At 66.4% G+C, this 21132-nt stretch carries 17 protein-coding genes; 10 read left to right on the forward strand and 7 right to left on the reverse strand.

Going from position 1 to position 21132, the window contains the following annotated elements; translation table 11 throughout:
• Positions 1 to 8: 8 nt before the first annotated feature.
• Complete coding sequence (locus VIM54_RS06190; RefSeq protein ID WP_331899892.1) at positions 9 to 1580, reverse strand: hypothetical protein; 1572 nt, start codon at positions 1578 to 1580, stop codon at positions 9 to 11.
• Positions 1556 to 2539 carry an ABC transporter ATP-binding protein gene (locus VIM54_RS06195; protein ID WP_414673182.1) on the reverse strand — a complete coding sequence of 328 codons (984 nt, stop codon included), beginning with the start codon at positions 2537 to 2539 and terminating at the stop codon, positions 1556 to 1558. Before VIM54_RS06195 ends, VIM54_RS06190 begins: the two co-directional genes overlap by 25 nt.
• On the opposite strand from VIM54_RS06195, the gene VIM54_RS06200 reads away from it, so the two are divergent.
• The 6 genes from VIM54_RS06200 to VIM54_RS06225 all read left to right on the forward strand — a co-directional run bounded on the left by VIM54_RS06200 (position 2526) and on the right by VIM54_RS06225 (position 7127).
• Entirely contained in the window at positions 2526 to 3218 is a 693-nt protein-coding gene (locus tag VIM54_RS06200; RefSeq protein ID WP_331899893.1) for a hypothetical protein, read from the forward strand. The genes VIM54_RS06195 and VIM54_RS06200 overlap by 14 nt on opposite strands.
• Positions 3219 to 3585: 367 nt before the next feature.
• Entirely contained in the window at positions 3586 to 4278 is a 693-nt protein-coding gene (locus VIM54_RS06205) for a phosphocholine cytidylyltransferase family protein (RefSeq protein ID WP_331899894.1), read from the forward strand.
• A 42-nt stretch (positions 4279 to 4320) separates the two neighbouring features.
• Complete coding sequence (locus VIM54_RS06210; protein WP_331899895.1) at positions 4321 to 5133, forward strand: ABC transporter permease; 813 nt, start codon at positions 4321 to 4323, stop codon at positions 5131 to 5133.
• 1 nt (position 5134) lies between these two features.
• Positions 5135 to 5908: an ABC transporter ATP-binding protein gene (locus VIM54_RS06215; protein WP_331899896.1), complete on the forward strand. Its 774-nt coding sequence runs from the start codon at positions 5135 to 5137 to the stop codon at positions 5906 to 5908.
• Positions 5905 to 6753 (forward strand): hypothetical protein, encoded by an 849-nt coding sequence (locus VIM54_RS06220; protein WP_331899897.1) that lies wholly within the window; start codon positions 5905 to 5907, stop codon positions 6751 to 6753. Before VIM54_RS06215 ends, VIM54_RS06220 begins: the two co-directional genes overlap by 4 nt.
• Positions 6754 to 6830: 77 nt before the next feature.
• On the forward strand, positions 6831 to 7127 hold the full coding sequence (locus tag VIM54_RS06225) for a hypothetical protein (RefSeq protein ID WP_331899898.1): 297 nt from the start codon (positions 6831 to 6833) through the stop codon (positions 7125 to 7127).
• 17 nt (positions 7128 to 7144) lie between these two features.
• Here the strand turns inward: VIM54_RS06225 and VIM54_RS06230 are convergent, their stop codons facing one another.
• Positions 7145 to 7453: a helix-turn-helix transcriptional regulator gene (locus tag VIM54_RS06230; protein ID WP_331899899.1), complete on the reverse strand. Its 309-nt coding sequence runs from the start codon at positions 7451 to 7453 to the stop codon at positions 7145 to 7147.
• 128 nt (positions 7454 to 7581) lie between these two features.
• Between VIM54_RS06230 and VIM54_RS06235 the strand changes: the two genes are divergently transcribed.
• From VIM54_RS06235 to VIM54_RS06245, 3 genes are all read left to right on the forward strand, one after another.
• On the forward strand, positions 7582 to 12294 hold the full coding sequence (locus VIM54_RS06235; protein WP_331899900.1) for a DEAD/DEAH box helicase: 4713 nt from the start codon (positions 7582 to 7584) through the stop codon (positions 12292 to 12294).
• Positions 12295 to 12873: 579 nt separating this feature from the next.
• Positions 12874 to 14139: a CDP-glycerol glycerophosphotransferase family protein gene (locus tag VIM54_RS06240; protein WP_331899901.1), complete on the forward strand. Its 1266-nt coding sequence runs from the start codon at positions 12874 to 12876 to the stop codon at positions 14137 to 14139.
• Entirely contained in the window at positions 14136 to 15662 is a 1527-nt protein-coding gene (locus tag VIM54_RS06245) for a CDP-glycerol glycerophosphotransferase family protein (RefSeq protein ID WP_331899902.1), read from the forward strand. Before VIM54_RS06240 ends, VIM54_RS06245 begins: the two co-directional genes overlap by 4 nt.
• A 10-nt stretch (positions 15663 to 15672) precedes the next feature.
• On the opposite strand, the gene VIM54_RS06250 is transcribed toward VIM54_RS06245, so the two are convergent.
• The 4 genes from VIM54_RS06250 to VIM54_RS06265 form a co-directional block, all read right to left on the reverse strand.
• A complete protein-coding gene (locus VIM54_RS06250; RefSeq protein WP_331899903.1) occupies positions 15673 to 16722 on the reverse strand; it encodes a glycosyltransferase family 2 protein in 1050 nt (349 codons plus the stop codon).
• A 106-nt stretch (positions 16723 to 16828) separates the two neighbouring features.
• The gene (locus tag VIM54_RS06255; protein ID WP_331899904.1) at positions 16829 to 18298 is read right to left on the reverse strand and encodes a S1C family serine protease; all 1470 of its coding nucleotides are present in this window, start codon (positions 18296 to 18298) and stop codon (positions 16829 to 16831) included.
• Positions 18299 to 18404: 106 nt separating this feature from the next.
• A complete protein-coding gene (locus VIM54_RS06260) occupies positions 18405 to 18896 on the reverse strand; it encodes a PKD domain-containing protein (RefSeq protein ID WP_331899905.1) in 492 nt (163 codons plus the stop codon).
• Positions 18897 to 19195: 299 nt separating this feature from the next.
• Positions 19196 to 19738: a hypothetical protein gene (locus VIM54_RS06265; protein ID WP_331899906.1), complete on the reverse strand. Its 543-nt coding sequence runs from the start codon at positions 19736 to 19738 to the stop codon at positions 19196 to 19198.
• Between the two features lie 177 nt (positions 19739 to 19915).
• Here VIM54_RS06265 and VIM54_RS06270 point away from each other — a divergent pair, with 177 nt between their 5' ends.
• Positions 19916 to 21112: an aminotransferase class I/II-fold pyridoxal phosphate-dependent enzyme gene (locus VIM54_RS06270; RefSeq protein ID WP_331899907.1), complete on the forward strand. Its 1197-nt coding sequence runs from the start codon at positions 19916 to 19918 to the stop codon at positions 21110 to 21112.
• Positions 21113 to 21132: the final 20 nt, after the last annotated feature.

Raw genomic sequence — 21132 nt, forward strand, 5'->3', positions numbered from 1 at the left:
CTTCGATTTTAGTTCTTCATCGTGAAGGCCAACAGCTCGGGCCCTCGGCGGGAGAAGATCGCCCCGCCCCCGAGGATGCCGAGCACGAGAGCGGCGAGACCGATCAGCAGGCCGGCCACGAGCGAGCCGACATGCCAGGCCGGGTTCACGAACAGTCCGAGCGCCGCGAAGGCGAGCGTCGGCACCGAGACGACGATGGCGGCGAAGAAGGAAAGCGACTGGATGAGGCCCGCCGCGGTTCCGCTGGCCTGCGGCTGGTTGAAGGGGCTGTCTCCCGGTCGCACCGAGGGGTACGGGAAGCGCGCCGAGATCACACTGGAGAAGCCGAGCCCGGCGAGCAGGATGCACGAGCTCACTCCGATGAGCGACGGAAGCACCGCCCAGTCCCCATACAGCGATGCGGCGATCGGCGACCCGATGAACACGAGCGGCACGCCGATCAACAGCGCCGGCACCACCCGACCGAGGCGGTCCGCCTGCCCGGACACGTTGGAGGCCACGTGCAGCCAGATCGCCGTGTTGTCGTAGGCGATGTCGTTGTGGATCGACCAGGACAGGAACAGGCACATCGCCGGCACCGGGATGAGGGCGAGCACGTTCCACGGCACGCCGGCCACCGAGAGGGCCACCACGAAGACGATGGGCGCCACCGGGATGGCCACGAGCGACGTGTGGTACCTCGCGTCGCGGAGCCAATAGGTAATGCTGCGGGCGGCGATCGCTCCGGCCGGCGTCCCCGGCATCCGGTCGAACCAGCCCAGCCCGGCGTAGTTCTTCTTGCGCGACTCGCGTTGCGGCGTCACGAGCATCCACGCGACGAGCGCGCGCCAGCCCAGCCAGAGGGCGCCCAGGAAGACGAGGGCGATGGCGAGCTTGGCGAGCGCCAGCCAGGGCTGGCCCGCGGCCGCCTCTGCGGGCGCCGACCAGACGGCGCCCAGGGGCGTCCAGCCGGCCACCGACGCGATGGAGCGGAGCACCCGCAGCCCGTCGCGCGCCCAGTTGACGGTCGCCAGCAGCACGACCACCGGAGAGAACGACACGATCACGAGCAGGGCAATGAGCCCGGTGGCTTCGCGAGCGCGCCTAGTGGCGAGAAGGAACGCCGCAACAGACGTGGTCACGCGCGCGCCGAGCACGCAGGTCGCCACGATCACGACGGCCCCGACCAGCGCGAGAAACGCGGCGAAGGGGTCTCGGGTCCAGGTGAACACCTGGGCAATCGCGATGATCGCGATCGCGAGGGCCGGCACACCGATGAGCGCGGAGAGCGCCAGGCCGGCCGCGAGCCGGGTGGTCGGCATCCCGAGGAGCGAGAACGCGCGGGGGTCGAGCGTGTCGTCGGTGCCGAAGGCGAGGGGCACGAGCAGGAAGCCGAGCACGATGAGCGAACCGAGGGTGACGGACACGCTCGTGGCGAAACCGACATCGGCGAACCTCAGCGCGAGGAAGCCGACCACCGCGAGTGCCGCGGTGCCGAGACCGTAGGCGAGCCCGATCACGATGCCGATCACCTGCATGGGACTGCGGCGAAAGATGTTCGCGAGCAGTCGAAGCTTCAGTCCGAGAAACTGTGCAACCACTCCATGCCCTCCGCTGTCTTGCGTCCGCCGGCGAGTTCCACGAAGCGTTCCTCGAGCGATCCGATGCCCCGAACCTCGTCCATGGTTCCGGAAGCGAGCACCGAACCGGAGACCACGATGGCGACGTGGTCGCAGATGCGCTGCACTAGGTCCATGCTGTGGCTCGAGAGCACGACTGTGCCCCCCGCCGCCGCATAGTTCTGCAGGATCTCGGTGACGTTCGCCGCCGAGACCGGGTCGACCGACTCGAATGGTTCGTCGAGGATGAGCAGCCGCGGAGAATGGATCATGGCCGACGCGAGCGCGACCTTCTTCGTCATCCCGGCCGAATAGTCGGCCACGAGCCGGTCGAGGGCGTCTTCGAGGCCAAAGGCCGAGGCGAGATCGGCCGACCGCTTCTTCACCGTCTGCGGGTCGAGCCCACGGAGGATTCCCGCGTAGTAGAGCAACTGGCCGCCGGTGAGCCGGTCGAAGAGCCGCAGGCGGTCGGGCAGTACTCCCATGTTGCGCTTGGCGACGACGGGGTCGGTCCAGACATCGGCGCCGTGCACCGCGATAGTGCCGCCGCCCGGCCGCAGCAGCCCCGTGACCATGGACAGCGTGGTGGTCTTGCCTGCGCCGTTCGGGCCGACGATTCCGAAGATCGACCCGGTGGGAATCGAGAGGCTCACATGGTCCACCGCCACCGTGTCGCCGAACCTCTTCACGAGGTCGTGCAGCTCAAGCACGACGCGGGAGTCGACGGATTCCGGCACGGGCTTGCGCGCCGCTGCCTTGGTCGTGGCCTTCGTGGGCGCCTCGACGGGCGTCTTGGCGGGCGTCTTGGCGGGCGTCGTCGGCTTTCTGGTGACGGGACGCTTGGCCGGCGCCGGCGCCGGCGCGACGAACGGTGCCTCGACGACGAGGTCTTCGACGACCGTGTCCTCCACGACCGGATCCTCCACGATGAGGTCCTCCACTAGCGGATCCTCCACGAGCGGCGCATCGACCAGCCGCTCCTCGACCACGGCGGTCGCGACGGCGACCGGCGGGTCGACGACCGGGGTCTCCGCGGTCACTGTGGGCGGGTCGAGCGCTTCTGCGGGAGTCGCGACCGAGTCCGCTTGCACCTTCGCTGATTCGGATGCTTCGGCCGCCTGGGCCGCCTGGGCCGCGCGAGTCGCGGCGCTCGACGCTGTCTTCCGCGGTGTGGCGGGCGCGCGGGACGCGGTGGCTCGTGGCGCCACCGGCTTCCTGGCCGTTGCCGGCCGGCGCGGTGCGGCGGGCTTGCGGGCCGCGGCGGCGCTCGGTGTGGGCTTCTCTTCCGTCGCCGCATCGTCTGATGCGGGAGCAGCGGCTGGCGGCGCGGCTGTGGCAGCCGACGCGCTGGGCGCCGGCTTTGCCGGAGCCGCCCGGGGAGCCTTCGCGGCGCTCGTCGAGCGGGCACTGGGCCGCCGGGCCGGTCGGGATGCCGAGGTCGGCTGGTCAGTCGTCGGCTCAGCACTCGTCGGGTCGGCATTCGCCCGATCAGGGTCGGCCGGTACGTTCGTGCTCGACGAGAACCCGGTCGCCTTGGACGGAGGTTCGGTCACGGCCTCCCCCTCCGAGGACTTGGCCGACGGCGTCGCCCGGGCGGCGGAACCGGCTGTGGAGCGCTGACGGGGCGTCCTGGGCGTCCGAGGGGCGCGAGGCGCGCCGGAAATGGGCGCCACGGGCGCCATCGGGCCGTCGCTCGGAGTCGCCTCACGCGCCAGATCAACCGGCTCGGCATCTGGCTTCTTCTCGGGTTCTGGATCCACCTGCTAACCGTATCAACGGCACCTGTGCGCCTGAGCGTCGACTGGGGGTTCTGTCACGAATTGAGAACATCCACAGGAGCTTCCCTGTCGGAATCGGGGGCTACCGGGTAGGCTTGCCCGAGCACAACGATGTGTCCAGACAAGTGTCTGGGGATGAACAGACGGTAAACCTTTTCGGTATTGACACCGCGCCCCAGTCGGACAACAGTCAATTGAGGAGACCAATCGTGAGCACACAGATCGTCATCTTGGCCGCAGGAATGGGCAGCCGTCTCGGCCGCTCGCTGCCCAAGCCGCTGACCGCACTCAACGATGGCCGCACCATCATGCAGCAGCAGTTCGACAACATCCACCACGCCTTCGGCAAGACCGCGAAGGTCACCATCGTCGTCGGCTACAAGCTCGAGCACATCATCGAGGCCTTCCCCAACGCCTCGTTCGTCTACAACGAGCAGTACGACCAGACCAACACCTCCAAGAGCCTCATGCGTGCGCTGCGCGCGTCGTCGGCGGGCGGCGTCCTGTGGATGAACGGAGACGTCGTCTTCGACCCGGAGGCCCTCGAGCGGGCGGCGAAGATGGTCGCTCGCGACCAGTCCTTCGTGTCGGTCAACACCGAGCGCGTCTCGGATGAAGAGGTCAAGTACACCGTCGACGCCGAGGGATACATCAACGAGCTCTCCAAGACAGTCAAGGGCGGTCTGGGCGAGGCCGTCGGCATCAACTACGTCGCTCGCGCCGACAAGGCGGCGCTGCTGCGTCAGCTGGGCCGCGTCGATGACCAGGACTACTTCGAGCGCGGCATTGAGCTGGCCATCGAGCAGGACAAGCTACGATTTGAGCCGGTAGACATCTCCGACCTCTACGCCGTAGAGATCGACTTCGCGGAAGACCTGGAGCGGGCAAACCTCTTCGTCTAGTGCGAGGCGCGGGGGTGCTTGATTTCTAGGGACCCGTATCGCGTGAGTGCAGCTCTTGAAGCACGCCCGACACGGTCGGCGTTCGCGCGCTACCGCCATTCGTTGTGGCTGCTGACCACGCGCGACCTCAAGGTGCGCTACTCCACCTCGTTCCTCGGCTACTTCTGGTCGATCCTCGACCCGTTGGTGATGGCGGCGATCTACTGGTTCGTGTTCACCGTGATCTTCCACCGCGGGGTCGGGCACGAACCGTACATCGTGTTTCTGCTCACCGCTCTCCTGCCGTGGACCTGGTTCAACGGAAGCATCTCCGACTCGACCAGGGCGTTCACCAAGGAAGCCAAGCTCATCCGGTCGACGAAGATCCCGCGCACGATCTGGGTCGCCCGGCTCGTGCTCTCCAAGGGCATCGAATTCGTGGTGAGCCTGCCCGTGATCGTGTTCTTCGCCCTGCTCACGCTCGGCACCCCCGATCCGGCCCGGCTGCACTGGGAGGTGCTGCTCGTTCCCCTCGCGGTGGCGATGCAGGCCGTGCTCACCCTCGGCATCGGCCTCATCGTCGCCCCGCTCGTCGTGTTCTTCCGCGACCTCGAGCGGGCGGTAAAGCTGGGCCTGCGCTTCATGTTCTACGCCTCGCCGGTGGTCTACGGCGTCGTGAACGTGCCGAAGGACTTCCGCCCCTTCGCCGCGTTCAACCCGATGTCCGGCATCCTGTCCCTCTATCGCTCCGCGTTCTTTCCGCAGGAGCTGAGCTGGTTCGACGTGGGCATCAGCGCCGTGATCTCCGTGGCCATCCTCGGCATCGGCCTGCTCGTCTTCCGCCGCACCATCGCCACCGTGCTGAAGGAGATCTGACGTGACGGATCTCAGCACTCCCGCAACGGCGGTGAAGGCCCCCGTGATCACCGTCTCGGATGTCGGCATCCGGTTCAAGCGCAACCGCCGTTCGCGCCGCAGCTTCAAGGACCTCTTCGCCGGCTCCCAACGCCGAGCCCGGCCCGGCGAGTTCTGGGCGCTGCGCAACGTGTCGTTCAGCGTCGCGCCGGGCGAGGCGATCGGCGTGGTCGGGCGCAACGGGCAGGGCAAGTCCACCCTGCTCAAGCTCGTGGCCGAGGTGGTGTTCCCCGACGAGGGCAGCATCGGCGTGCACGCCGGTGTCGCTCCGCTGATCGAGATCACCGGGGGCTTCGTCGACGACCTCACGGTGCGGGACAACGTGTACCTCACGGCCGGGCTGCACGGTATGAAGCGCGCCGAGATCGACGCCCAGTTCGATGAGATCATCGAGTTCGCGGAGATCGGCGACTTTCTCGACACCCCGTACAAGCACCTGTCGAGCGGCATGAAGGTGCGTATCGCGTTCTCGGTGATCTCGCGGCTCGAGGAGCCCATCCTGCTCGTGGACGAGGTGCTCGCCGTGGGCGACAAGGGCTTCCGGGAGAAGTGCTACCGGCGCATCGAGGAGCTCTTGGCGGGCGGGCGTACCCTGTTCTTCGTGTCCCACAACGAGAGAGACCTGCGCCGCTTCTGCACCAGGGGCCTGTACCTCGACAAGGGCGCGCTCGTGCTCGACGCGTCCATCGACGAGGTGCTCGACCGCTACAACGATGAGTACGGAGTCACGCCGTGACGCTCCCCCTCGGCGCTCGCCCTCCCGCTCCGGTGGAGGCGGGGATCGACAGGCTGCTCTCGGTGCAGCGCCCGCTCGTGCTCGCCCACGTGCGGGGCGTTCGGCAGCGGCATCCGGGCGCGACGCCGGCGGAGATCGTGACCATCCTCGAGCGCCACTACCTCACGGCGGTCACGACCGGGGGCGCCGCCGTCGGGGCGAGCGCCGTGATCCCCGGCGTCGGCTTCGGCATCTCGCTCGCCCTCAGCGGGGTGGAGACGGCGGGCTTCCTCGAGACGAGCGCCCTCTTCGCCCAGTCGGTGACCGAGGTGCACGGCATCGCGGTCGAGGATCCGGAGCGCGCGCGAACCCTCGTGATGACCATGATGCTCGGCACTGCCGGCTCCGACCTGGTGAAGCAGCTCGCCGGTCAGGCCGCTGGCGTCGGTCCGTCCCGGGGGCGGTTCTGGGGAGAGCTCGTGACGAAGAGTCTTCCGCAGGCGGCGATGGGACAGGTCGGCGCCCGCGTGAAGCGGGTGTTCGTGAAACGGTTCGCGGCCACCCAGGGGGCGAGCGTCATCGGACGGGCGATCCCGTTCGGGATCGGCGCGGTGATCGGCGGTACCGGCAACCACATGCTCGGTCGCAAGGTCGTCACCAGTGCGCGGGACGCCTTCGGGCCGGCCCCCGAGTCGTTCCCCCTCGTGCTCGAACCGAAGGTGCGACCGGTGCGAGTGCAGACCGCTCGCTCGCGCATCGCGCTCCCCCGGTTCGGAGGCGCCGCCTCTGAGTCGAAGGCCCCGAAGACCCCGCGCCCACCAAAGACACCGCGCCCACCGAAGGCGCTCAGGCCGCCGAAGGCGTAGGACCACCTCTCCCTCACCGGTCGCTGCCCGCAGAACATTTGCCAAGACAGTCGGATGCCGTGAGTAGCTTTCGAGCTATGACCGGCCCGCGCTCCCCCATTTTCGATTCCTCCTACCCCGTGCCATTCCACGTGGAGCGGGATTCCGGGCCGCGCCGGTATCGCCTCACAAACCGCGGCAGCGAGCCCGTGAACGGCGTGACCCTGAGCCTGTTGGGAGCAGGAGTGATGCCCGCGACAGCGCCATCCACTCTCGAGCCGGGCGAGAGCCTCGAGGTCATGATCGCGGCGCGGGATCTGGCTCTCAGCACCGTGCTCGTCGTGCGCTGGTTCAGGCCGTCAGGTGAGGAGTTCTTGTGGCGAGTGAGTTTCTAAGGCAGGGTCGCGCGATCTCAGCCCTGATGCTCGCGTCGGCGTCGCTCCCGGATGAAGTCCGCAGCAGTGAAGGTCTCCGCCAAGTCAGGCAACGCGTCCGCGCCGATTCCTGCGACCAGGACACCGGGATCGATCCCCAGCACTGACGCGATGCGCACCAGTGTATGAAAGTTCGGGTTGCCGAGACCGCGCTCGATCTTGCCAAAGTTGGACACGTTCATCCCCGCGAGATTCGCGATCTCTTCCTGGCTGCACGCGAGCTTCAGGCGCCGATTCCGGATTCGCTCGCCCAGGATGCGGGTGGCTTCGGAGATCGGTTGAGGCATACCCCATTGCTATCTGCCGCGTTGTCGAACTACCAGATGTTAGAACGCTGAGGCATTAATACCTCTAGCATTGAAGAAGTAATTTGCGCGGCCCTGGCTCGTGCTTCGACGCAGCCTGGGGGAATTCAATGACGACCATCCACGAGCTTCTCGACGAGTACACTGCGCTGGCTGCGAATACCCGCACCAAGGGTTTTCTCTTCGAGAAACTCGTGCAGAAGTTCCTACTGACCGACCCGCTCTATGCAGGGGTCTACGAGGATGTCTGGCTCTGGCAGGAGTGGCCGGGGCGAGAGGGAAAGCCCGACACCGGCATCGACCTCGTCGCTCGCGAGCGCTACACCGGAGCATTGTGCGCCATCCAGTGCAAGTTCTATGCTCCGACCCACTATCTGCAGAAGAGCGACATCGACTCGTTCTTCACCGCGTCGGGCAAAGAGGGCTTCAACTCCCGGGTGATTGTCTCCACGACCGACAAGTGGTCGGCTCACGCCGAGGAGGCACTTCGAAACCAGCAGATTCCGACGACTCGGCTCGGAACGGATGATCTCGCCAACTCCGAGATCGACTGGTCGACCTACTCGCTCACCAACCCGGACTCGATCGAGGTGCTCAGGCAGAAGGCCTTGCGCCCGCATCAAATCGAGGCACTGCGAGACGTCGTCGTCGGCTTTGATTCACACGAGCGCGGCAAGCTGATCATGGCCTGCGGCACGGGCAAGACCTTCACGAGCCTGCGTATCGCCGAGGCGCTTGTTCAGCCCGGCGGATCGGTGCTTTTCCTCGTGCCATCCATCGCGCTGCTCTCCCAGTCGCTCAAGGAGTGGACCGCGCAGTCGGCCAACGCCATCCGCGCCTTTGCCATCTGCTCCGACGGCAAGGTCGGCAAGAACTCCGAGGACTACTCGGTCAGCGACCTCGCGTTTCCGGCGACCACGAACTCCGAGAAGCTGCTCGCCGAGATTACCCGGGGCAGCAATCCCGACGGTCTCACCGTCTACTTCTCCACCTACCAGTCGATTCAGGTTGTGAGCGACGCGCAGGCATCGGGACTGGCACATTTCGACCTGGTGATCTGCGACGAGGCCCATCGGACCACGGGAGTGACTCTGGCTCCTGGCGACGAATCCAACTTCGTTCGAGTTCACGATGACACCGTCATCCACGCCGACCGTCGTCTCTACATGACCGCGACGCCGAAGATCTACGGCGACGGGGTCAAGGCCAAGGCCAAGGATGCGAGCGCCGTGCTGAGCAGCATGGATGACGAGACGCTATTCGGACCCGAGTTCCATCGCCTGGGTTTCGGCACCGCCGTCGAACGGAACCTGCTTACGGACTACAAGGTTCTGGTACTCGCCGTGAGCGAAGAGGCCGTGACGGCAGAGTTCCAGCAGCAATTCCAGCATGAGGGCGAACTGAACCTCGACGACGCGGCTCGCATCAAGGGCATCTACAACGCGCTGGGTAAGCGCGGAGTGGAGGGACTCGGTCCCTGGCCGGCGGACCGCGCCCCGATGCGGCGCGCAGTCGCATTCTCCCGTTCGATCAAGGACTCCCAGAAGGTCTCGAACCTGCTGGATCTGAACTCGTCGATCCCCCTCGCCCTGAAGGACCCCAACAACCCACTGGTTCTCGAGTCGCGGCATGTTGACGGCACCATGAATGTGCTCGAACGCAACAGTCACCTCGACTGGCTGAAGGCTGAGACAGAAGGCAACGTCGCTCGCATCCTCACCAATGCGCGTTGCCTGAGTGAGGGCGTCGATGTGCCGGCCCTCGACGCAGTGATCTTCCTCAATTCGCGCGACAGCCAGATCGACGTTGTGCAGAGCGTCGGTCGCGTGATGCGCCTGTCGCCCGAGAAGGACTACGGCTACATCATCCTTCCGATCGCGGTCCCCGCCGGCGTCGACCCCGTGCAGGCATTGAACGACAACGCCAAATACAAGGTGGTCTGGGATGTTCTGCGCGCGCTCCGTTCCCATGACGAGCGGTTCGAGGCGGAGATCGAGCAGCTCGACCTCAACAATAAGAGCGGCGAGCGGGTGCAGGTCATCGGCGGTGACGGCTATGGCCACGTCGACGAGGACGGCGAGTGGACCCAGACGCCGCTCGACCTCTCCGCGATCCAGGACGTGCAGGAGGCCATCTACGCGAAGATCGTGGAGAAGGTCGGCGAGCGCCTCTACTGGGAGAACTGGGCGACCAATGTTGCGGATGTCGCGGCGAAGCACACACTGCGCATCGGGGCACTCATCGACACCGACGAGACGGTGCGGGCCGGCTTCGATCGATTCGTGAAGGGCCTGCAGGACAACCTCAATCCGAGCGTCACCTCCCAGGATGCGCTCGACATGCTGTCGCAGCACCTGATCACGCAGCCCGTGCTCGATGCGCTGTTCGAAGACTTCGATTTCGCCGGGCACAACCCCGTCGCCACGGCGATGCAGTCGATGCTGTCTCTGCTGCAGGGGAGCAATCTCGAATCGGAAACTGCCGAGCTCGAGTCCTTCTACGAAAGTGTTCGCGTCAACGTGCGCGGGATCACCGATGCCGCCGGCAAGCAGACCTTCCTCAAGATGCTCTACCAGCGCTTCTTCTCGGTCGCGCTACGCAAGGCGAGCGAGCGTCTCGGCATTGTCTACACGCCGAACGAGATCGTCGACTTCATCCTGCACAGCGTCGAACACGTTCTGCGAACCGAGTTCGACTCCTCGCTCTCGGCCGAGGGGGTGCACGTGCTCGACCCGTTCACGGGTACTGGCACCTTCATTGCGCGGCTCATGCAGTCGGGACTGATCTCGGATGCCGACCTGCCGCGCAAGTTCCGCCACGAGCTGCACGCCAACGAGATCAACCTGCTCGCCTACTACGTCGCGGCGGTCAACATCGAGGAGGTCTATCACTCGAGAATGGGCGGCGACTACGTGCCGTTCGACAACATCCTGCTCACCGACACCTTCCAGATGACTGAGGACGACGACGAGCTGGATGCCACGGGCGTCTTCGAGGCGAACAACGCGGGCGTCGTGAAGCAGAACGCGCTGCCGATCACGGTGATCGTGGGCAATCCGCCTTACTCGGCCGGCCAGGACAGCGCCAATGACAACAACGCGAACCTGAAATACAAGACCCTCGACAAGCGCATCGAGCAGACCTACGCCAGGCTCTCGACTGCGCAGAACAAGAACAGCCTCTACGACTCGTACATCCGAGCGATCCGCTGGGCGAGCGACCGCATCGGCGACCGCGGGGTCGTCGGGTACGTGAGCAACGGCGGATTCATCGACGGCAACACCGCGGATGGACTGCGAAAGACCCTCGTCGAGGAGTTCAGCTCGTTGTACGTGTTCAACCTGCGGGGGAACACGCGCACATCGGGCGAGCAGGCCAGAAAGGAGGGCGGCCAGACTTTCGGCCCAGCTAGTAGGGCGACGATTGCAATCTCGATCCTCATCAAGAATCCGGATGCTCCGGAGCACGGCAAGCTCTACTACCGCGACATCGGCGACTACTTGACGACTGCCGAGAAACTGGGAATCCTCGCGGAGCAGGCGGACATCTCAGCTGTTCCGTGGACTCATCTCTCGCCGAATGCTGAAGGAGATTGGTCCAGTCAGCGAGATTCGACATTCCTCAAATTCCGAGAGATAGGCAACAAGGGCCAAAGTGCCAACGGATTTTTTCAAAGCTACTCATCTGGCTTGAAGACCAATCGGGACGTCTGGACCTACAGCTCCTCGAAGGCGGCGGTTGAACTCAACGTCAAGTCGATGATCGATTTTTACAACGAACAGGTTGCTCTGTTCGCGAACTCCGGACGTAGCGCCGACGAGGTCGACGCTGTTATCAATTTCGACGAGACACGAATCAGCTGGAATCGGGCAGATAAGTCCAGAGTTGCTCGCGGAATCCGTCACTCGTTCGACGCCGAGCGCGCGCAGCCAGCGACGTACCGACCCTTCAACAAGCAAGCCGTGTACTTCGATCGCAAGCTCAACGACATGGTCTACAAGCTCGAAAGTGTCTTCCCGTCGCCCGGTCTTGGTTCGCACGGTTTCTACTATGTGGGGCGTGGCTCTGCGGTGCCGTTTTCCGTTCTCGCTACCAACCTGATTCCCGACCTCCACGTCACAGGTGCAGGAAGCGGCGGACAATACTTCCCGCGGTACACCTACGAGCCCCGCGGCGAGCAGCCCAGCCTGTTCGACGAGGAACCCTTCACCCGCGTCGACAACATCACCGACGAGATCCTCATGGAATACCGGGCCAGCTTCGGGGCATCCGTCTCCAAGGACGACATTTTCTACTATGTGTACGGGATCCTGCACTCGCCGGAGTACCGCGAGGAGTACGCGGCGGACCTCAAGAAGATGCTGCCGCGCATCCCGAAGGTGAAGGGGTTCTGGGAGTTCGCGACGGCTGGAAAGAGGCTTTCCGACCTGCACATTGGGTACGAGAGCGTTTCGCAGTATCCACTCGACGAGGTATCGACCGGCGCCACTACCGACCTGCGGGTGACGAAGATGCGGTTCGCCGGCAAGCGGCCCAATATCGACAAGTCGACGATCGTCTACAACGAGAACCTCACGCTCACCGGCATTCCGGATGAGGCGCACGAGTACATGCTCGGGTCACGCTCGGCAATCGAGTGGATTCTCGAGCGCTACCAGGTGAAGAAGGACAAGGCGAGCGGCATCGTCAACGACCCGAACGACTGGGGGCTCGAGCACGACAACCCGCGCTACATCCTCGACCTGCTGAAGAGCATCGTGACTGTGAGCGTCGAGACCGTGCGAATCGTGAAGGGCCTGCCGTCGCTCGATCTCGTCGAGTGACAAACTGCGCCCTCCACTGGTTGGTCGTCATGTACATCTTGTCGCTCTCACCGTGGTTGATGAAGACGTGCCACATGCGCCCGTACCGAAACATCTGGAAGTTCTTGCTGTTCTGGTTGACGTAGAACGTGATGCGGAGAGCCTGGCTGGCCACGAAATTCTCCAGTTCGCTCACCGTGCGCAGGTAGACGACCGGCACGGGCGACTCCTCGATCAGGGCCAGCGCCGCGCCAGGCGAGCGCGCGATGATCGCCACCGGGCGGGTCTTGGAGAGTTCGGCGAGCGGCGCGTACCACTGGCGCATCTGGTAGAGATTCACCTTCGTGTCGGCGAAGTACACGGCAATCTGCACCCTGTCGGGCGCCAGGCTGGACACTGCCGGCCCTCGGCGCGCCAGCTCGCGCCGGTGGAGGCGGGAGCGGATCAGGTTCTTTATGATCCGTTGAGCTGTTTTTGCGTCGCGGAGTATTGGAACCGTCTGATTAAACCAGTCCCTGCTGGCTGCAACCCCCGCATCGCCGAGGATGCCGGAGAACCGAGCCCCCGATCGGCCGCATGCCCTGCTGCTAGGCTCCACTGGTGTCCGGGTTCAACTTTGCGTCAGGGAATGCGAAGAAGCTTCTGTCGCTCCCCCTCTACGCGCTCGGCGCCCTCGCCAGCCTCGCTGTTCCCCGGTCAGACGACCGCTGGGTGGTCGGCTGCGGTTCGGGCGTCGGGGAAGGCGCCCTCGAACTCTTCCTCCTCGCGCGGGCGAAGCCCACCCCGCCGCGCCTCGACTGGCTCGCCCGCGACGACCGGGAGCTCGCGGAGGCCCGGAAGCTCGGTCTCGACGCGACGCTGAAGTCGAGCGCCCGAGGTCTCTGGCTCACGCTCCGGGCCCGGGTTCTCGTGGTCACCCACGGCTTCGGCGACGTGAACCGCTACGGCACCCGCGGGGGGTTCGTCGTGCAACTGTGGCACGGCATCCCGCTCAAACTCATCCAGCTCGATTCACCGGCCACGATGCGCACCCGCCTGCCAGGGGCGCGGCAGTTGCGTGGGCCGCTCCGCCGGGCCTATCGTGCGGGATTCGCCGGCATCTCGTTCATGCCGGCGGCATCGCCCCTGGCCGCCGAGCGGCTTCGCACCGCCTTCGGTCTGCCGGCGCACCGGATCGCCGTGACGGGCGACCCCCGGGACGACGTGCTCTCCCGCGGCACCCCCGCCGAGCGGTCGGCGCGCGCCAGGGAGCTCCTCTTCACGCGGATCGGCCTCCCGCGCATGGACCTCCCGCGCACGGAGTCGACGATCGTGCTGTTCGCACCCACCTGGCGGGACGGCGACGCGGACCCCGGAATTCCCAGCGCCGACGACTGGCTCGGAATCGACGAGTACCTTCGCGCGAGCGACTCCCTCCTGGTGCTGCGACCGCACCCGCACAGCGTCGGCGACTACCGGGCGGGCGCGGCGGCATCCGATCGCGTCGTGCTGCTCGACTCGGCCAGGCTCGCCGACGTGACCCCGGTGCTACCCGCCGTCGACGTGCTGGTCACCGACTATTCGTCGATCGCGCTCGACTACTCGCTCACGGGCGGCCCCATCCTCTTCCTCGCCCCGGACGAGGAGTCGTACTCCGAGTCCCGCGGATTCTACGAGCCGTACCGTGAATTCAGCGGCGGTCGCGAGGTGCGCTCCTGGTCCGCGCTGCTCGCCCAACTCCGTCGGCTCGACGGCGATCCCGGCTGGGCGGGCGAGGTGCGTGACCATACCGTCGACCTCGCGACGCGGCACTTCGCGTTTCAGGACGGCCGGAATACTGAGAGAGTGTATTCCGAGATACTCCTCCGGCTGAAGGCGCAGAAATGACACGGATCGAGCGGGGGCCCACGGTCGGGCTGGCGATCGTCGACTCGGTCACCGTTCTCACATCGCCGGCCCCGGCCATCGCCTTCGAGGGCGCCGTGAGCGTTGGCACGCCGGCAGTGCTCGAAGTGCGCGGCTCCCGGCAGACGCTCAGCGCCCCCGTCGCCGTCGCGAGCGGTCGCTGGAGCGCCACCCTCCCCCTGCTCGACTCACTGTGGGGAGGCCCGGCCCTTCCACCCCGGTCCGGCCAATACGAAGCCAACCTGCTGTCCGCAGACGGTTCCCCCCTCCACATCGACCTCGACGCGGACCTCCCAGCCCCCCAACTCGTCGAGGGCGTGACCCGGGTGGCCTTCGACGACCGGGAGGACGGCCTCGGCCTGCGCTTCTCCGCCCCCCTCAGCGACCGGGAACGCGGGCCGCTTCAGCAGGCGTCGCTCGAGGCCGACTACCGCTCCGCGAGGTTCGAGCCGCTCGACGCCGTGTTCTTCGAGAGCTTCTACGGGCAGAACGCGTCCTGCAACCCGCTCGCCATCGACCGCGAGCTCGCCAGGCTGCGACCGGACATCGCCCGCTATTGGAGCGTCGCGGACGCCTCGGTGGCGGTGCCGGATGGCGCGATCGCGCTCATCGAGGGCAGCGAGGACTGGTGGCGCATCCGCGGCTCGGCCCGGCTGCTCGTGATCAACGACTGGCTGCGCAAGCGGTTCCGCAAGCGCTCGTACCAGACGGTGCTGCAGACCTGGCATGGCACGATGCTCAAGAAGCTCGCGCTCAGCAGGCTTCGCCTCGGCGCCCGCCCCGCGATCGCGACCCTGCGGGAGCGCGCCCGGTGGGACATCCTGCTCGCCCAGAATCCGTACTCGACCAAAGTATTCCGCTCGGCGTATGCGTTTCTGGGACCGGTCTGGCAGGAGGGTTATCCGCGCGACGACGTGCTCCTCACCGGCGACGCGTCGGCCGTTCGACGTCGCCTCGGCATTCCGCACGGCGTGACGGTGCTGCTCTACGCGCCCACCTGGCGCGACGACCGCCCGGACCACGTCGACCACCTGGATGTGTCGCGCTTCGCCGAGAACCTCGGTGCCGGCTACGTGACCCTGATCCGCGGGCACTCCCGCACGCTCCTCCCCGGCGCGGATCTCAAGGCCCGCAACGTGCTCGACGTGACCGGCTACCCCGACATCTCCGAACTGTTCCTCGTGGCCGACGCCCTCATCACCGACTACTCCTCGGTGATGTTCGACTTCACCGTCACCGGCAAGCCGCTGTTCTTCTTCACCCCGGATCTCGTGCACTACCGCGAGAAGCTTCGTGGCTTCTACTTCGACCTCAGCGCCGTCGCGCCGGGGCCCGTCGTCTCGGATCCCGCCGAGCTCGTCACCCTCGTGCACGACCGCGACGCCGTACGCGCGCGCTACGCGGACAAGTATCGGGCCTGGCAGCGTCGATTCAATCCGCGCGACGATGGCGGGGCGGCGGAGCGCGTGGTGCGGCGGCTGCTCGAGGAACGAATCATCGGCTGAGGCCGCGCGGTCAGATTCCGGTGCGGGAGGTGTCCGTCGTGTCCCGGGCACCCCGGATGACGCCGATGATGAACCCGACACCCCAGCTGAGGTGCATCGTCGGCAGAACGAGGAAGAACCGCCAGCGGTCCGGCCAGGCCGGGCCTCCCGACCGGGAGAAGCTCAGCAGCAGGAGCAGCACCAGGTAGGCGACGGGGCCGGCGTAAACGAGGGAGAGCAGCACGCTCGCCCATCCGGTGAGCGCCCCCGTCACCTGCAGTACGAACACGACGACGCTGAGCACCAGGGCGAGCACGAGCGCCGGCGGGGCGAAGAAGCGCCACGGGTTGCGACCGGCGTAACGGCGAACGAGTTCGCCCCGCCAGATGCCGGTGGCGCAGAACTGGCGCACAAGCTTGGTCCAGCTCTCCCGCGGCCAGTACGTGACCTCGAGCGATGGGTCGAACCATACCGAGTGGCCGGCGGCCCGGATGCGCAGGTTCAGTTCCCAGTCCTCGCCACGGCGGATGGTCTCGTCGAAGTAGTCCACCTCCTTGAGCACCTCCGTGCGGAAGACCCCGAGATAGGCGGACTCCGCCGGACCCTCCTCCGCTCCCCCGTGATAGCTTCCGCCGCCCAGGCCGAACCGGCTGTTGTACGCCCGAGCGACAGCAGACTGGAACGGGGTCTTGCCCTGCGCCTTCATGACACCGCCGACGTTGGCGGAGCCGGTGCGGTCGAGGGTCTCGATGGCCCGGCGGGTGTAGCTCGGCTCGAGCTCCGAGTGGGCGTCGACGCGCACGATGATCGGGTATTTGCTCGCCCGGATCGCGAGGTTGAGGCCGACCGGGATGTCGGTGTCCGGGTTCATGACCGTGACGATTCGGGGGTCTGCGGCCGCGAAGCCGTTAACCACCTCATCCGTGCCATCCGTCGACGGGCCGAGGGCGAGGATCACCTCGACGTCGCCGGCGTAGTCCTGGGCCAGAACCGTGCGAATCGCGTCGCCGATGTACGACACCTCGTTGAGCACGGGGATCACGTACGACACACCGGGAAGGGCGTGTGCCTCGGGCGTCATGGGGTCCAATACAGCTGGGTGGTCGGTCGGTCGAGCCTACCAGCCGACACGAAACAGGCACGGTCCCCGCTGTCTCGAGGGGCCCGTGCCTGGATTCGTGCGACTATCAGCCGAGGGTGCCGAGGGTCACCGTGGCGTTCGAGGACTTGCCGCCCCGCACGTAGCTGAGGTCGGTCGTGGCGCCGGCCGGAAGGAACCGCACCTGAGCGGTGAGGTCGGTGCTGCTGGTGATCGCGACACCGTCGAACTGGGTGATCACGTCGCCTGCCTGCAGCCCGGCCTTATCTGCCGCTCCGCCGCCGGTGACCTGCTTGATGACTGCTCCGACGACCGCGCTCGTGTCGGTGGACGAGACATCCGTGACACTGGCACCCAGCAGGCCATGCGTGGCCTTGCCGTTCTTGATGATCTCGTTCGCCACGCGCTGGGCGAGGTTGGACGGGATGGCGAAGCCGACTCCGATGTTGCCGGAGGTGGACGACGTGCCGCTCGCGCTGGCGATCGCCACGTTGATGCCCATCACCTTCGCGTTGGAGTCCAGGAGCGCGCCACCCGAGTTGCCGGGGTTGATGGCGGCATCCGTCTGGATCACCGGGAGGGAGATCGTGGCGGCGGCCGTGGCAGGAGCCTGGGTGCTGCCGTTGCCCTGGCCGTTGTCGAAGTTCCAGAAGTCGAACGGACTCGTGCTCGGGCTCGAACTGTCACCGGAACCGGACTTGGGCGCGGCCGATGAGGCGATCGAGATGCTGCGGTTGAGGGCGCTCACGATCCCGTCGGTGACGGTGTTGGCGAGGCCGAGCGGCGCGCCGATCGCAATGGCGGTCTCGCCGACGTTGAGCTTGCTCGAGTCGGCGAAGTCGGCCGGGGTGAGGTTGCTCGGGTTCTTGAGCTTGATGACCGCGAGGTCCGCGATCGGGTCAGTGCCCACGACAGTCGCGTCGTAGAGGTGGCCGTCCGACGTGGTGACCTTGACCGCGGGGTCTGCGATTTCGCCGTCGAGGGTGACGACGTGGGTGTTGGTGAGCACGTAGCCGTCCTTGCTGAGCACGACGCCGGATCCGGTGCCTGCCGCCGACTTACTGGAGACGGAGATGGTGACGACCGATGGGCCTGCCTTGGCCGCCACCGCGGTAATCACGTTCACGCTCTCGGTGTCGTTCACCGTGATGTTCTGCGGTGTGCTGCTGGAGGAGGAGACCTGGTTGCCCTGGGACGTAATTGCCCAGGCCGCAACCCCGGCACCCGAGACCCCTCCCACGAGGGCACCTACGGCGAGAGCCGCGACGAGCCCGACCGTGTTCGATCGCTTGGCGGTGGAGGGCGCCGTCGCGGTCTGGAGGGCCGGGTCGAGGGGCTGCGTGGCGGTTGGCGCGTAGAACTGTTCTTCGGTGGCGGCCTGGCCGACGGCCGGGGTCGAAACATCAGCGGACGAGACATCGACCGGGGTGGTCTCGTTCTGGTTCTGGTTCGCCTCGGCGGGCGCGCCGGCACTCGCGGCGTTCAGTCGCGCTTCGGTTTCGGAGAGAGATTCAGGGGTGTCGGACCCGGAAGCTGGGTCCTGCGGTGCGTCGGTCATGGGGGCTGCTCCTTCCAAGCGTTGCTAGCATCCTCTGGCAACCTGAGCATTCTATTTGGACGCGCTGTGAGGCTGCCGACCCTTGCCTCCACTCGTGCCGGAGGGCTCAGCAGCCCGGTCCGGCGGGGTTGACGGCGCAATCCGAGCCCACCAGGACAGTCTTCGCATCGCCGGCGGTGGCCACCAGTCGGTTGGCCTGCACGGGGATCGAGCCGGCGATGGCGGTCCAGTCGCCGCCCGCGTAGCGGTACTCGGCGGAGAAGTCGATGGTGAGGTCGATCGAATACGTTCCTGGGCTGCGATAGATGTGGCTGGTGGAGGTCGCGTCGAACTCGGCCGCGTCTTGCGCTGCCCACGGCGAGCCGCCCGCTGTCGTGCTGCGCGTGGCACCGTCCCCGTACGACCAGTGGAAGCGCAGCGCGGTGAACCGCACGGACGCCTCGTGCGCGAGAAGCTGGCCCTGCTGCTCCTGCACGCTCGTCACCGCATAGAAGTTGGTGTCGAGGCCCACCACCATCCAGCCGTTCGGTTGCATGTAGTCGATGCCGGATGTGGGCCGAAAGCCGACGAGGTCGCGAAGCGTCACTGGCGAGGTCACCGTGTAGCCGTCGCGGAGGGGCGGCGGCGGGACCGGGGCGGGTGCGCCGGCGCACCCGGGTGCACGTCGGCACGCCGCGCCCCCAGCGGCGGAGTTGCCTCGGCCCGTTCCGGAGGCACCTGGGCCGGTCGCCGACCCGTCGAGCACCGCCTCACCATCGTGGATGTTGGCGTTTACTGTAGGGCACCCCGAGATCTGAGCCTCAAGCGCGCCGCACGAGGCGTCGGACATCGCAGCGAGCGCAGGCATCCCGGCTTGAGTGAGAATCACCATTAGCAGAGCAAACCCCCGACCCACTGTCAACATTGCCCACCTCGCCAAGGGGCCTTCTGTGACACGCGAAGCGCGCCTGAGTCTCGTGGAGACTCGTCAAACTGAACTTCGTACTTGACTCGATTCGGTCGAGTCGATGTAACGACCGAGATTCCGTTAGCGTCCACAACATCGACTTTGGAAACGTCTTCACATAAGTACAGAGCGACGACCCGCCGTCCGTCAGGGCTAGTCGTGTCATACCGCTCGAGCGCGACTTGATCAAAGGTCGTGCCACCTGAACTGTGCAAGCCTCTTTCCGCTGCAGCGCGGTAGCCGTTAAGTTCGACCGTCAATTGATTGTTGGTGGTCACTTCTTCTATTCGCCCTGGATCAACTCCTCCTTGCATCAAGATCTTGTCCGACATCGCCACATACGCGGCATAGGCCGCGGTGGCCGCCGCGAGCGCCTCCGCGTCCGAGGCGAAGAGCGGCGTCGCCGTGGGCGTCGGTGCCGACGTCGGTGGCGGCGTGGGAATTGGCTCCGCCCTCACGCATCCGGTGAGCATCGCGACGACCGCGACGACCACGAGGGATACGCGAGAGAAATTCCGCATGCTGCACAAGGTAGAGCACGCAGGCGCGCCCCAGCCAGCTTTTTCCACACCTGTTACCGCACTTCGGCCGGGGTGCGGTGGGGACGAGCGGCGACGGAGTACCGTTGGAGCAGTTATTTTGCCCATCAACGACAGTGGAGACAACCGCGGATGACAGTCTCCGGAGCCTGGGAACGCACGGCGCGAGGCGCGATGCTGCTCGGATCGAACGGCCAACTCAGGCCGACCATCTTCGCCGAGATGTCCGCACTCGCGACAGCGACCGGCGCGATCAACCTCGGGCAGGGGTTTCCAGACGAGGACGGCCCGATCGAGGTGCTGGATGCCGCCCGCCGGGCAATCACAGACGGTTTCAACCAGTACCCGCCCGGGCTCGGCTACCCCGTGCTGCGGGAGGCGATTGCCGCCCACCAGAAGCGCTTCTACGGAATGAACCCCGACCCCGACCGCGAGGTTCTGGTCACCGCCGGAGCGACCGAAGCCCTCGCGGCCACCATCCTCGCCCTGGTCGAGGAGGGCGACGAGGTGGTCACCCTCGAGCCGTTCTACGACTCCTATGCAGCGATCATCGCCCTCTCCCGGGGCGTGCACCGCACGGTCGCCCTCCGCGCCCCCGACTTCCAGCCCGACCCCGAGGAACTGCGCCGGGTCGTCGGCGACCGCACCCGCCTCATCCTGATCAACAACCCGCACAACCCGACGGGGGCGGTGCTCTCGCGCGAGATCCTCGAGCTCGTGGTGGAGCTCGCCCACCGGCACGACGCCATCATCGTGACCGACGAGGTGTACGAGCACCTCACCTTCGGCACCAGGCACCTGCCGATCGCGACGCTGCCCGGGGCGTGGGAGCGCACCGTCACCATCTCGAGCGGCGGCAAGACGTTCAACACCACGGGCTGGAAGATCGGCTGGCTCACGGCGCCCAACAGGCTGCTGGAGCCGATCCTGAGCGTGAAGCAGTTTCTCACCTACGTGAACGGCGCCCCCTTCCAGCCGGCAATCGCCGTGGGCCTCGGCCTGCCGGACGCGTTCTTCACCGGGATCGCCGCCGAGCTTCAACGCAAGCGGGACGTGCTCTCCGCCGGGCTCGCCAAGGCCGGCTTCGCGGTGAGCCGCTCGAGCGGCTCCTACTTCGTGGTCGCGGATGCCGCGCCGCTCGGGTTCACCGACGCGGCCGCCCTCTGCCTGCAGCTCCCCGAGCTGGCCGGCGTGGTGGCGGTTCCGATCAGCGCGTTCGTGAGCGACGAGAACAAGGGCGAGTACGCGTCACTCCTGCGATTCGCGTTCTGCAAGCGCGTGGACGTGCTCGAACGCGCATCCGCCCAACTCGCCGACCTTCGACGCTAGAAGAGCCGCCGCGCCTCAGG

This window comes from Lacisediminihabitans sp., from assembly GCF_036569425.1.
Classification (GTDB): Bacteria; Actinomycetota; Actinomycetes; order Actinomycetales; family Microbacteriaceae; genus Lacisediminihabitans.

What these genes read in the sequence shown, in the direction of transcription:
- VIM54_RS06200 (WP_331899893.1), top strand. Translation starts at nt 2,526, where the DNA reads ATGAGGTCCTCCACTAGCGGATCCTCCACGAGCGGCGCATCGACCAGC.
- VIM54_RS06225 (WP_331899898.1), top strand. Translation starts at nt 6,831, where the DNA reads ATGACCGGCCCGCGCTCCCCCATTTTCGATTCCTCCTACCCCGTGCCA.
- VIM54_RS06230 (WP_331899899.1), bottom strand. Translation starts at nt 7,453, where the DNA reads ATGCCTCAACCGATCTCCGAAGCCACCCGCATCCTGGGCGAGCGAATC.
- VIM54_RS06235 (WP_331899900.1), top strand. Translation starts at nt 7,582, where the DNA reads ATGACGACCATCCACGAGCTTCTCGACGAGTACACTGCGCTGGCTGCG.
- VIM54_RS06245 (WP_331899902.1), top strand. Translation starts at nt 14,136, where the DNA reads ATGACACGGATCGAGCGGGGGCCCACGGTCGGGCTGGCGATCGTCGAC.
- VIM54_RS06250 (WP_331899903.1), bottom strand. Translation starts at nt 16,722, where the DNA reads ATGACGCCCGAGGCACACGCCCTTCCCGGTGTGTCGTACGTGATCCCC.
- VIM54_RS06255 (WP_331899904.1), bottom strand. Translation starts at nt 18,298, where the DNA reads ATGACCGACGCACCGCAGGACCCAGCTTCCGGGTCCGACACCCCTGAA.
- VIM54_RS06270 (WP_331899907.1), top strand. Translation starts at nt 19,916, where the DNA reads ATGACAGTCTCCGGAGCCTGGGAACGCACGGCGCGAGGCGCGATGCTG.